Consider the following 12980-nt stretch of genomic DNA (forward strand, 5'->3'; position numbering starts at 1 on the left):
CCCGGTGTTAGTACAACGGGTATTAAGAAGAGAATTATAGAGAGTACAAATGAGATTATTGCGGCTGCGCTGCAACGGGAGGCTGAGTTGGATTATAACTGGCCGGAAGATGAGAAAAAGTAATGAAAGTAGAATTTAAATCTTATTGAAATGTTAGTCTCATTATTAATATCCACATATAATTGGAAAGAGGCCCTGTCTCTTTGTCTTTATAGTGTCTTTGCGCAAACTGTGAAGCCTGCTGAGATTCTGATAGCAGATGATGGTTCGCGTGAGGATACACGGCAATTAATTGATGAAATGCGTGAGAAGACAGATATTCCTATTGTGCATGTATGGCATGAGGATAAGGGCTTTCGCCTTTCAGCGATTCGCAATCGTTCTATAGAAAAAGCGAAGGGAGATTATATTATTCAGATTGATGGAGATATAATCTTAGACAGACATTTCATTGCGGATCATTTAGAACTGGCGGAGAAAGGGTATTTTGTTTGCGGGAGTCGTGTGCTTTTAGGAAAGATGTCTACAACTCGTCTTTTAAAAGGTGTTGAGAAATATCCGGCTCTTCTAAAACAGAATCTTAGATTTGTGTTAAATGCTTTTCGTTCTCGGGTGCTTAGGCGTTATTTGGCTAATCGATATGCAAAGCGTACTATGTTACGTATAAGAGGTTGTAATATGGCATTTTGGAAAGAAGACCTGGTTCATGTAAACGGTTATAATGAATCTTTAGAGATGTGGGGGCAAGAGGATGTGGAAATATCTTATCGATTGATTCATGCAGGCATTCAAAAGAAGCAATTGAAGATGGGAGGAGTGCAGTTTCATCTTTATCATAAATTTGCTTCCAGGGAAAATTTGGAATATCATGAGCAGGTTTTGAGAAAAGTTATTGAAGAAAGAATTGTATGGTGTGAAAATGGAATAGTGAAAGATATGCAAACTGCTAAGCTATCATGAGAGCGAAAGTTGTATTTGTAGTCACAGGATATGGGGAAAACGTAAATGGCGGCGTTGAACAGCATTGTAAAATGTTGGCAGAACGATTAGTGCCAGATTATGATGTTGAAGTTTTATCGACGTGTGTACAGAACTATGTTAAAGGAGAGAATGAACTGCCTGTTGGGGATGAATGGGTGAATGGGGTGCTTGTGCGGCGATTTATGGCAGAACCTATCCGTCCGGATCTGCATCGTTTTTATGTACGAAAATCTAAATGGATTCGGAAGTTCAGGAAGATACTTTATCAACTGAATATTTTACGCTTTATTGCTGACATATGTCCTGTCTGGCAACAGATGAATCAGATGGAACAGAGAGTAATGCAAAGTTATATGTTTTACTCGCCTCGTTTAATAGCTCATGTACAAAAATATAAGAATGAGTATAGAGCAATTATTCCTATAAATATATCTTATCCATTAGCTTATTACACATCATTGTGTGCTCCGGATAAAACGATTCTGATTCCTACCATGCATTATGAAAGCTCTACATTTCGAGCTATTTATACTGAGGTTTTTACGAATGTAGCTTATATAGGTTTCAATACTATTGCAGAACAACGGCTTGCAGAAAATATATTTGGTAAGAGAATGTCTTCTCACGGAGTTATAAGCGTTGGTATTAATGAAGCTATAGATGCTGATTGGGATGAAGTTAAAAGAAAGTATGGTTTGCCTGAGGAATACTTGCTTTATGTAGGTAGGATAGATAAGGGTAAATTGAATCATATTATTGAGTATTTTCTTTGCTATAAAACTAAGAACATAAATTCAGAACTTAAATTTGTGCTAGTTGGTGGATTATTTTCTGCTACAGTCCCGCATTCTGATTTGGTTTATACGGGGTTTGTTAGCGAAAATGAAAAATATGCAATCATCCGTCATTCTAAGATTATAGTGAATCCTTCGAAATTTGAAAGTTTATCATTAATTCTTTTGGAGAGTATGCATCTTGGTAAACCGATGTTGGTGAATGGGAAATGTGAGGTATTAAAAGAGCATTGTAGCAGAAGTGGGGGAGCAGCTCTTGCTTATTGGAATAAGAATGATTTTATATCTAAATTGGCTAGCTTGGAAGCGTCTGATGAACTTCGTATGCAGATGGGGGAGAAAGGAAAACAGTATGTGAAAACATATTATTCGTGGAGTGTGATAATGGGACGTTTAAGAAAAGCAATTGAGACTGTGGCAGGAAATTGTTGAAATGGGTTGAAATGATGGAAAAAAAAGATATAGTTGTAGTTATTCCTATCTATAAAGCGACTTTGACACAGTATGAGGAAATGTCATTAAATCAATGTGTAAAGGTTTTAGCTAACTATTCCCTTGTGGTGATTAAGCCGACGAGTTTAGATATAAATGAATTGTTGTCGCAATATTCGTTATTGAAAGTTGAAAACTTCCCTGATGATTGTTTTTCTAATTTGAGAGCTTATAACAAACTGGTATTGAGTGAGGATTTTTATCAAAGGTTTGTTGATTACCAGTATATGCTGATTTTTCAGTTGGATGCATATGTCTTTCGTGATGAATTATTAGATTGGGCAAAGCGAGGGTACGATTATATTGGCGCTCCGTGGTTGCCGGAACGACTGGAAGGGAAGATGGGCAATGGCAAATGTATTTTGTTAAAGCGCTTTTTTTACAGGTTGATAGGAAGTCCAAAATTGAGACGATGGAAATATTTTACATATGAAGTCGGGAATGGTGGCTTTTCATTGCGGAATATATCTAAAATGATAGCAATTACGCGTGAATATAAAAGTAAAATTGCTCAATGGTTGGATGATGAAAAGCCTTTCTATCCGGAGGATGTTTTGCTTTTTGTTGAAATTAGGAAGAAACAGTATCGTTTGCGAACTCCTCGATATGACAAAGCGCTGCAATTTTCAATGGAAGTAGGCGCAGAATGGGCGTTTAATTATAATAAACGGCAACTTCCTTTTGGTTGTCATGCTTGGTATCATAAAGAGTATTATCCATTTTGGTCTCGTTTGATAAAAAAGGATTGACGCTCTGTCATGTGCCTTGTGGGTTAGTTATAATATAGATTATAACGATTCTGTATAATTATTATATTGAAAGTATGGTATCAATTATTATTTGCTCTGTTTCTCCTTTGCTTTTAGAAGATTTGAAACAAAATATTGCACAAACTATAGGTGTGGAATATGAAATTATTGCAATTGACAATCGTGAAAAACACTGGCCTATAGCAAAAGCATATAATTATGGGGCACAGCAAGCAAAATATCCATATTTGTTTTTTGTGCATGAAGACACAAGGCTGTTATCTGATAAGTGGGGAGAATTTATAATTCCTAAGTTAGCCGAACCCGAATGTGGAGTTATAGGTTTTGTTGGAGACAAAGCAAGATTCTCGTGTTGTAGTGGTTGGTATCAATTTTGCGATATGAGTAAAGTGAGTTATTTCTATCAAAGAATAAAAGAAGGGAAGACTTTATTTCTGGTAGAGAATGCAGATTTGAATCAGCCATTTCAAGAGGTAATAACGTTAGATGGTCTAGGCTTTTGGGTAAGAAAGGATATTTGGGAAAAATATCCGTTTGATGAGGAGTTGTTAACAGGATTTCATTGTTATGATATTGATTTCTCTTTACAAATAGCAACTGCAAATTATAAAAATTATGTGTGTTGCTCCAATCAGATGTTGATAGAGCATTTTTCACAAGGAAATTTTAGTGATATAAATTGGTTCTCCACAACTTTACGCTTACATGAAAAATGGAAGCATTTATTGCCAATAAAGACATCAGATCTTAATATATCTGAAAGAAAGATCCGTAAATGTGAGGAGTTGGCATCTTATGATTTTTTGAGACAGGTATTAAAATCAGACTGTGATATTATGTTTAAAAGGAAAATTTTTAAGATGTTTTTGTGTCGTCCTTTTTCATGGAGGCATTTGACAAATTGTATTTCCGCCATTATAAAATATATGAGATATGCTTAAACATATGGAGCAGAAGAATGAAAGTACCCCCTTGGTTACAGTTATTACTGCAACTTATAACCTGATTGAAAATAAGAGGGCAAAATTTATTATTCAATGTTTGGGGAGTGTACATAATCAGCATTACTCAAATATTGAACATATCGTCATTGATGGGGCATCTAATGATGGTACTTTATCACTACTTAAAGAATATGAGAGTCAAGGTTGGATAAAATTGTTTTCCGAACCGGATGCAGGTATATATGATGCCATGAATAAGGGAATTTTAAAGGCTAATGGTAAGTATATTAGTATTCTAAATTCAGATGATTTTTTTCACGATCCAGAAGGAATTGCAATCAGTGTTAAACTGTTGGAAGAGAATGATGCTGATTATTCTTATGCGGATGCTCGTGTTCTTAAGAAGTCGGGCCGGAAATTTCAGTGGAAAGGAGATTTGTCAAAGTTACTTGTTGGAGAACATTATTGCCACCAGACCATGTTGGTTAAAACGGAAGTTTTAAGAGATATGGGTGGCTTCGATTTGTCTTATCGTGTTTCTGCAGATTCAGATCTGATGATTCGCCTTTATGCTTTGGGATATAAACATCAGTATGTTCCACATTGCTTTGTAACATACAGATATGGTGGATATTCTTTTCATTATGATGCTCAGTCCCGTAAGGATCATTCTACTTCTTTCTTTCATCATATAGGTTGTCATATAGGCTTGAGTGAAGATGATTGTTTTCAGCTCTGGCAACTGAAGTTTATTACCGAGCAAACGTATAAAGAACAGCTGGCGCTTGTTCATAAAGTTCCGGAGGAGTTTGGGCGAGACTATGTATATGCGGAACTGAAAAAACGTAATCCGCTTGGTGGAAAGCAACCGGAGAAGAAAAGGTATTATTTATTTGGTTTTATCCCTGTATTTCAAGTGTCGTTTCAAAAGAATACTTATACATATAGTTTATTCGGAATATTTGAAATTCTGAATGTTACATGCTTTAACGGAAAATGGAATTATAAATTATTAGGTGTTATTCCGATTCTGAAAGTTAAATATTGCAAGTAGAGAGCCTGCCTATGGATGTGATTGTTAATAGTTTGTTTTTCTATCATTTTTTTGCTAAATAGTTTGAAATAATTAATTTTGTATTTATAAAATTTATAAAGCATAGTCCTAGACCTTTTGTTCTGTGTGATTCCGTTGAATTACATTTAGATTAAGCATTAATTAAATATACTGTAAAATGCCTTCTATTCAGGTGGATTGATGAATTTTATTGATGGCATTTGGTAAAATTGACGTTTGTTAATTTATTATATAAATAATCTATGGTTATGGAATGTAAAAGGGGACTTGTTTCAGTTGTTATACCATGTTATAATCAGGCTGTCTATTTGTCTGAAACATTAGATTCGTTGTTGAAGCAAAAATATAATTTGTGGGAAGGGATTGTTGTTGATGATGGTTCTCCGGATAATACCAAGCAGGTTGCTTTAGAATATGTTGAGAAGGATTCACGTTTTAAATATGTATACAAGCCTAATGGCGGTCTTTCTTCTGCTAGAAACAAAGGAATAAGTTTGGCTGTTGGTGAGTTTATATTACCGTTGGATGCAGATGATATTATACAACCAGAATATTTGGAGGAGGCTGTGAATGCATTTCAAAAGAATCCGGATACTAAACTGGTATATTGTCTAGGGCAGTTTTTTGGTGAAAGAACTGGATTATGGAACTTGTCATACAAGGGATATAAATCTCTTTTGATTAGAAATTCTTTATTTTGTTCAGTTATTTATAGGAAAGAAGATGCTTTGCAAATTGGTGGTTATGATGAGCGAATGCTTTTGGGGTATGAAGATTGGGAATTTCTTATACGTTTTTTGGATGAGAGTAGTGTAGTACATAAAATACCTCAGGTCTTGTTCTATTATAGAACAAAAGCGGTTTCGATGATTACTGAGGCCGATAAAAGAAGGGAGGAACTGGAAGAGTATATTTATATGAAACATCATGATAAATATTTCATGTATTATGGCGGAACAATTAGTGGATTACGCAGATTAGAGCACTATGATTCGGAACAAGAATGTACTACAGAAGATTTTGAATCGAGGCTAAAAAGTTTTAGAGAGCAATACGATTTGGAGCTAGGGTATTATAAACAGAAAATAAATAGATATAGAAACAAGTGGTATAGGCGTTGGTGCAGAGCTTTTCGTGATACATTAAGAAAATTCAGAGGTCGGTCTTGAGCATATCGAGAGTTAAATTGTACATGTCTGCATAAAAATGGTTTAAATATATAGTGACTGTATCAAAAGAAATCCTTTTCTTGCAGGATATTATAAATATATGATTCTGGGGGCATATATTAACTGTAAATCTCTGCTAAAATGGTGAATATGATTAGTCTGATTGCTAAAAAAATACTATTTATATCTTTCTTTCTTATTCTTTTTTGCTGAGTAATTAGAAATGGTTAATTTTGCACCCTATATATAATAACTAAATTTATGCTGAAACAGTTCTTTACTTTAATGAAGCGATATATTGAACCATATCGTAAATATCTTGTGGGCTCTTTGATATTGAACTTCTTGTCCCAATGGCTTAATGTGTTTTCTTTTTTAGCTATAATCCCAATTTTGAATATATTATTCAAAATTGATACTAAGGTTTATGAATATCAGCCGATGGATTTAGCACATTTGAATAAGGATGTGCTAATGAATAATGCTTCCTATTGGATAAATCAATCTATAGAATCTCATGGTGCATTTATTGTACTCATTGTCATGGGGTGTATATTAATCATAGCAACTCTTTTGAAAACGGCCGGTTATTTTGCATCTTCTGCCATAATGGTTCCGCTGCGTACCGGTATCGTACGTGATATTCGTATTCAGGTGTATGCCAAGGTGTTAAGCTTACCTCTTAGCTTTTTCTCAGAAGAGCGGAAAGGTGATATTATCGCTCGTATGAGTGCGGATGTTACCGCTGTTGAAAATTCTTTGACGAGCTCTATTGATATGCTTATTCGTAATCCGATAGCGTTGGTTGTATGTTTTATTACTCTGTTTTCGGTAAGTTGGCAGATGACATTGTTTGTAATTGTCATATTGCCTTTGGCAGGATGGGTTATGGGAGTTGTCAGCCGTAAACTGAAACGGCAGTCGGCTACTGCTCAATCTCAATGGGGGGATATTATGTCTCAATTGGATGAAACATTGGGAGGGCTACGGGTTATAAAAGCTTTTATAGCTGAAAGTAAAATGTTAGCTCGTTTCACTAAAACAAATAATGAATTCAGGGACGCAATGAATGAAATGGTGATACGTCAAAGTTCAGCTCATCCTATGAGTGAATTCTTGGGTACGTGTGTGATTATCATTGTACTATGGTTTGGCGGCGCATTGATCTTAAATAATTCTTACGCTCCTATGGATGCCGCAACTTTTATTTTTTATTTGGTTATTCTTTATAGTATAATTAATCCTTTGAAAGAATTCTCCAAAGCTTTTTACAACATACCTCTAGGACTTGCTAGCATGGATCGTATTGATATGATACTTAAAGCTGAAAGTCACATTAAAGATCCTGTTAATCCTTTGCCTTTGGATAACTTCGAGGATAAATTAAGTTTTAAAAATGTCAGCTTCAGCTATGTTGAGGGAAGACCTGTGTTGAAGCATATCAATTTGGAAGTAGCAAAAGGTAAAACAGTAGCTTTGGTAGGGCAATCCGGATCTGGAAAATCGACATTGGTTGATTTGATACCTCGATACCATAATGTGGGGGAAGGTGAACTGTTGATTGACGGAAAAAATGTAAATTCTGTGTCAATACATAGCTTGCGTTCATTAATTGGAAATGTAAATCAGGAGGCTATTCTTTTCAATGATTCTTTCTATAATAATATTACATTCGGCGTAGAGAACGCTACTATGGAGCAGGTTATTGAAGCGGCAAAAATTGCAAATGCCCATGATTTTATCATGGAGACAGAAAAGGGGTATGATACGATGATTGGAGATCGAGGTGGTCGTCTGTCTGGTGGTCAACGGCAACGTGTCAGCATAGCTCGTGCGATCTTAAAGAATCCGCCGATATTGATTCTTGACGAAGCAACGTCTGCATTGGATACAGAATCTGAACGTTTGGTTCAGGAAGCTTTGGAACGATTGATGAAATCGCGTACAACTATCGCTATCGCTCATCGTCTTAGTACTATAAAGAATGCTGATGAAATATGTGTGCTTTATGAAGGTGAAATTGTAGAACGAGGAAAACACGAAGAACTTATTGCATTAAACGGATATTATAAGAAACTAAATGACATGCAGAGCTTGTAAGTAGATGTTAATTTATTCCTAAACTATATATGAAAATATTTAAGAAGATAAAAAAGTCTTTTGTTAAGAAGGTTGTATATTATAGTATTTCTAATTCTCGCCTTTTTGATAAAAAGTGGTATTTGAGTCAATATCCGGAAATTGGTAAAGTTAATCCTGTTAAACATTATTTGAAAAAAGGATGGTTGGAAGGAAAAAATCCATCTGAAAAATTTTCCACGAGTAAATATTTATATGCTTATCCAGACGTACAATACAGGAATATGAATCCTCTTGAGCATTATTTATTTCATGGAAAGAAAAGAGGTCGGTTGTGTTTTAATGTCGGTCAGATTGGCATTGAGAAAACTAAAAAAACGGATGCTAGACCATTGATTAGTGTTATTGTAGCAAGTTATAATTACGCGGAATTTTTGCCTCAAACTCTTGATTCTCTATTGTCGCAGACCTATACTAATTTTGAGATTGTAATTGTTGATGATGGTTCAACTGACGGATCTACAGATATTATAAAAAGGTATTTGTCTGAAAATAATAATATAAAGCTTTATACTCACCCGGGAAATGTCAATAAAGGACTACCTGAAACAATACGGTTAGGGTTAGCAGAATCGCAAGGAGAATTTATCGCATTTTGTGAAAGTGATGATATTTGGGAGTCACATCATTTAGAGAAGAAAGTGGATATAATAAATCGTTATCAAGATGTAAAAATTATATCTAATAATGTGGCTTTGTTCGGTGAAGAAAAAGCAGTCAATGCCCGTAAAAAATATGTGGAAGATTTAAATGCTTTTTTATCCGTAGGAGGAAATAAACTTGATCTTGGTGCTCATAAGGAAATGAACTATATTCCCACACTTTCTGCTGTTATGATCAGAAAAGATGTTTTTCAGAATTTAGATTATAATACGCCAATTCCTGCTTGGATTGATTTTTGGCTATATCGACAAATGCTGAAAAGTGAACTTTTGTTTTATACAGCAGATAAACTTACGTATTGGAGACAGCACAACTCATTTAATGGTATAAGTAATGTAGACAAGTATGCAGCTGAACGCGATTGGTTTATTTACATGAATGATTTGGTGAATGGCTTTAAAGTGTCGCGGCGAATTTTGAAGAATTTAAAGATTTTGAAGAAATCGCTTCTATTTGACTCTACTTACTACAGTGAGAAGTATGCTGGTTTACTTAATGGCGTCGATCCCATGATACATTATTTGTTAGTAGGTTGGAAAAAAGGATGTAATCCGTCGGCTTCTTTTAATAACAATGCTTATTTGAGCAATTATGTGGATGTGTGGTTGAATAATGTTAATCCTTTGATTCATTATGAGCGTTATGGGAAGAAGCAAAAATTGAAAGCTTTTCCTGTGGGAACGGAAGAACTCTTAGAAGTACAGGAATCAGATATTGAGATTGTTAAAGAATGGAAGAAAGATACTAAAACGGTCTTGCTTATAAGTCATGAGTTGTCTTTGACGGGGGCGCCACGTGCTTTGGTAAATATGGCTATAATGCTAAAAAAATCAGGAATAAGACCTGTAATTCTTTCTTTGAAACATGGACCAATGGAAAAGGAAATTGCCGATTTGGATATTAAATTATTGGTAGAACCTTTTCTATTGATGAATTGTGGTTTAAGACATAGGGCTCTTTTCCGCTTTTTGTCTGTTTTTGATGTCGTAGTGTTTAATACATTAGAGACTGTATGGCTTATTGAACATTTTTCAGAGATTGAGGCAAGAAAAATTTGTTGGTTGCATGAAGGACGTTACTCTTATATGGGATGGACGAGATTTAAAGACTTGTCGATGTTATTTTCCAAATTTGATAAAATTTATGCTGTAGGTGAGTATTCTAAATCTTTTGCTGATCCTTATATTTTCGATAAACGCAAATTGGGTGTTTTGTTGTATGGAATACCTGATGTTGAGATGAAGGTAGCAAATAAAACTTTAGATAATAGTAAGATTAAGTTCTTATTGCCAGGAACACTTTCTGATAGAAAAGGCCAACTTATTTTATTGCAGGCTTTGGACTTTTTATCTAAAAAAGTTCGTGAACAGATAGAAATATATATTGCAGGGGCTGCAATAGAGAAGAAAGTAGAAAAGGCAATTAAACATTGTCGTTATTCATGTGTAAAGTATGTCGGCGAATTGGAACATGAACAGTTATTGCAGTTGTTTGCTAATGTGGATATAGCATTGTCTCCTTCATTGGATGACCCGATGCCTATTGTTTGTACGGAGGCAATGGCCTTGGAAAAAGGGGTGATTGTGAGTGAGAATACTGGTACGGCAAGTTTTATTGAGAATGGGAAAAATGGGTATAAGGTTCCTGCTGGTGATCCGGTAGCGTTGGCAGAAGCTATAGAAAAAATGGTATTATATAAGGAGAAGTTGCCAATATTGGGGAAGGCTGCCAGAAAAATATATGATGAGAATTTTACAATGGATATTTTTGAAAAGAATATTGAAATGTTGATAATTAAGGGATAGCATTTTGCTCAGTGAAATATTTTGGTTATTTTTAACGGAAATTTATTTATGGAGATACGGCTATGGCATATGTAGATAATTTATGATAGACAATAATGAATAATATTCCAGAAAAGAAATTATTATTTCTTTTGTATGACAGAACTGTTATCTATTTGATATTAGTGATGTTACTTTATTTGAGTATGGGAGAAGTGTACCATAATATTCAAATACATTATATCAAAGATTATGTGCTGTTCCGTAGATGGGGGGATGCAATGTTAATAGCTTTTCCTTTGTTATTTGTACGAAAAAAGATTCTTGCTTTCCCTTATTTATTGTTGATTAATTTATATTTTCTGTCTATTGTTTGGTACTATCGTGTTTATTCTACAATAATGCCTTTGTCATCTTATTTGATGGTTTATAACTTAGATGGACTATCTCTTAGCATTTTTCGACTTGCTAGGTTTAGGGATATATTTGTAGTTTTTCCTTCTGTTTTTTGGGGTATATATTATTGTTTTGTATATAAAAAGATAAATTTTCTTTTATGGACAAGGGTTAGAACATCATTGTTTGGCTTATTATTATTTGGTGGAATTATAACATATTATGCTTGTAAACAAAATCCAGCTCCCGGTTATGAATCGTTGAATGGACTTCATACGATAGAACCCGTACGGGCATTTAAGGAGTTTGGTTTCGTTCATTATTGGATTTATCAGATCGGAATTTTTCAAGGTGTTTCTGAAAAGGAAAAGGAATACGCGAGGGAGGTTATGCGTAGTTTAGAAAATGGGAATAATTGTGCAAAAAAGAAAGTTGAAAGCGGCCGGAATTTAATTTTGATATTGGTCGAATCTTTGCATTCGTGGCCAATTGGGATGTGCATTGATGGGGTTGAAATTACTCCGCATATAAATTTCTTATTAAAGCAAAATAAGACAGTTTACTTTCCCAAAGAGATGCCTCAGGTAAAAGATGGGAGATCTAGTGATGCGCAGTTGATCATTAATACAGGAATTCTACCATTGCTTACAGGGGCTGCATCTGCTTGCTATGCTGCAAATACATTTCCTTCTCTTCCTGCGGCTTTGCGAGAAAAAGGTTATATGACTGCTTCCTTTTTGTGGGATGACAAAAACTATTGGAATCAAGAGGCGATGTCTCATGCTTATCATTTTGAACGTTTATATGATCGGCTACGAGATTCTGAGAAATTTGAGCAGGCTGACGAACAGTTGTTTGAAAAGACACTTCCTCTTTTGGTAAACCTGCCACAGCCATTTTATGCACAGATCGTTACTATGTCCTCTCATTATCCATGGATTAGATCACCACATATGAAAACCCTTCTTGATGATTTGGAAATAAAGAATGAAGATGTAAAAAATTATATGGTAATATTGCAGTATGTTGATGAATGTATATGGAAATTTGTAATACAGCTGAAAGAAAGGGGGATATATGATAATAGTATTATTGTGATAACAGGTGATCATGATGCTCTTCCTTATAATGAATATGAGGGGCGCGAAGAGCTAAGAGGAGAAGATTGTTTTGTGCCTTTTATCATTTTGAATTCTCCATTAACTTCGGAACATACTAATAAGGTTATTGGTCAAGTGGATATATACCCTTCTTTGTTGGATTTGATGGGATGTACAGATTATTCATTTACAGGTTTGGGAGAAAGTGTCTTTAGTAATGAAATTAGTGATTTTGCAACTTATAGAACAGGGATTTCCGCAGGTGGAGTTAATATTCCGGATTCGGTGAAGACCCAAAGGGAAAGGTGTTGGATACTGTCGGATATTCTTCTTCGAATGGATTATTTTAAGACAAATACTATGTTGTCTTTCCAATAGATATGTAATGGTACAGAATTCGATTTATGGACAATCGTATATAGGGTATACTTGGATAATGTTCGTAATTGTCGTTTTTATAGCTAATAAAAGAGCAAGTTTCAATGGAAAATAGGGACTATCCATCTGATTGTGTAAATAGAAAACTACGGGATTTTTCTCGTAGTTTTTTTATTTATATATTAACTTTGTAAAAATCAGATTTTATGGACATTCCTAAAGAATTTTTAAGTAAAGAGTTTCTGTCCCAGTTTAAGACTGGCGAAGATGTTACTGCTTTCATGAAAGAGCTTCA

General features: G+C 34.7%; 9 protein-coding genes. All 9 read left to right on the top strand.

Translation table 11 applies throughout. From position 1 onward, the window contains the following. Positions 1 to 150: 150 nt before the first annotated feature. The 9 genes from BACFIN_RS04945 to BACFIN_RS04905 all read left to right on the top strand — a co-directional run bounded on the left by BACFIN_RS04945 (position 151) and on the right by BACFIN_RS04905 (position 12685). A complete protein-coding gene (locus BACFIN_RS04945; protein WP_007756376.1) occupies positions 151 to 960 on the top strand; it encodes a glycosyltransferase family 2 protein in 810 nt (269 codons plus the stop codon). Beyond that, positions 957 to 2207: a glycosyltransferase family 4 protein gene (locus tag BACFIN_RS04940; RefSeq protein WP_007756379.1), complete on the top strand. Its 1251-nt coding sequence runs from the start codon at positions 957 to 959 to the stop codon at positions 2205 to 2207. Before BACFIN_RS04945 ends, BACFIN_RS04940 begins: the two co-directional genes overlap by 4 nt. An 11-nt stretch (positions 2208 to 2218) precedes the next feature. After that, complete coding sequence (locus BACFIN_RS04935; RefSeq protein WP_050761296.1) at positions 2219 to 3016, top strand: DUF5672 family protein; 798 nt, start codon at positions 2219 to 2221, stop codon at positions 3014 to 3016. A 74-nt stretch (positions 3017 to 3090) separates the two neighbouring features. Then, the gene (locus BACFIN_RS04930) at positions 3091 to 3978 is read left to right on the top strand and encodes a glycosyltransferase (protein WP_007756382.1); all 888 of its coding nucleotides are present in this window, start codon (positions 3091 to 3093) and stop codon (positions 3976 to 3978) included. A 4-nt stretch (positions 3979 to 3982) separates the two neighbouring features. Beyond that, a complete protein-coding gene (locus BACFIN_RS04925) occupies positions 3983 to 5035 on the top strand; it encodes a glycosyltransferase family 2 protein (RefSeq protein WP_229092788.1) in 1053 nt (350 codons plus the stop codon). A gap of 269 nt (positions 5036 to 5304) precedes the next feature. Then, positions 5305 to 6225 (top strand): glycosyltransferase family 2 protein, encoded by a 921-nt coding sequence (locus tag BACFIN_RS04920; RefSeq protein WP_055278583.1) that lies wholly within the window; start codon positions 5305 to 5307, stop codon positions 6223 to 6225. A 261-nt stretch (positions 6226 to 6486) separates the two neighbouring features. After that, the gene (locus BACFIN_RS04915; RefSeq protein ID WP_007756391.1) at positions 6487 to 8325 is read left to right on the top strand and encodes an ABC transporter ATP-binding protein; all 1839 of its coding nucleotides are present in this window, start codon (positions 6487 to 6489) and stop codon (positions 8323 to 8325) included. 29 nt (positions 8326 to 8354) lie between these two features. After that, a complete protein-coding gene (locus BACFIN_RS04910; protein WP_007756394.1) occupies positions 8355 to 10832 on the top strand; it encodes a glycosyltransferase in 2478 nt (825 codons plus the stop codon). A 95-nt stretch (positions 10833 to 10927) separates the two neighbouring features. After that, positions 10928 to 12685: an LTA synthase family protein gene (locus BACFIN_RS04905; protein WP_007756396.1), complete on the top strand. Its 1758-nt coding sequence runs from the start codon at positions 10928 to 10930 to the stop codon at positions 12683 to 12685. The last annotated feature ends 295 nt before the right edge of the window (positions 12686 to 12980 follow it).

This window comes from Bacteroides finegoldii DSM 17565 (genome assembly GCF_000156195.1).
GTDB classification, from domain to species: domain Bacteria; phylum Bacteroidota; class Bacteroidia; order Bacteroidales; family Bacteroidaceae; genus Bacteroides; species Bacteroides finegoldii.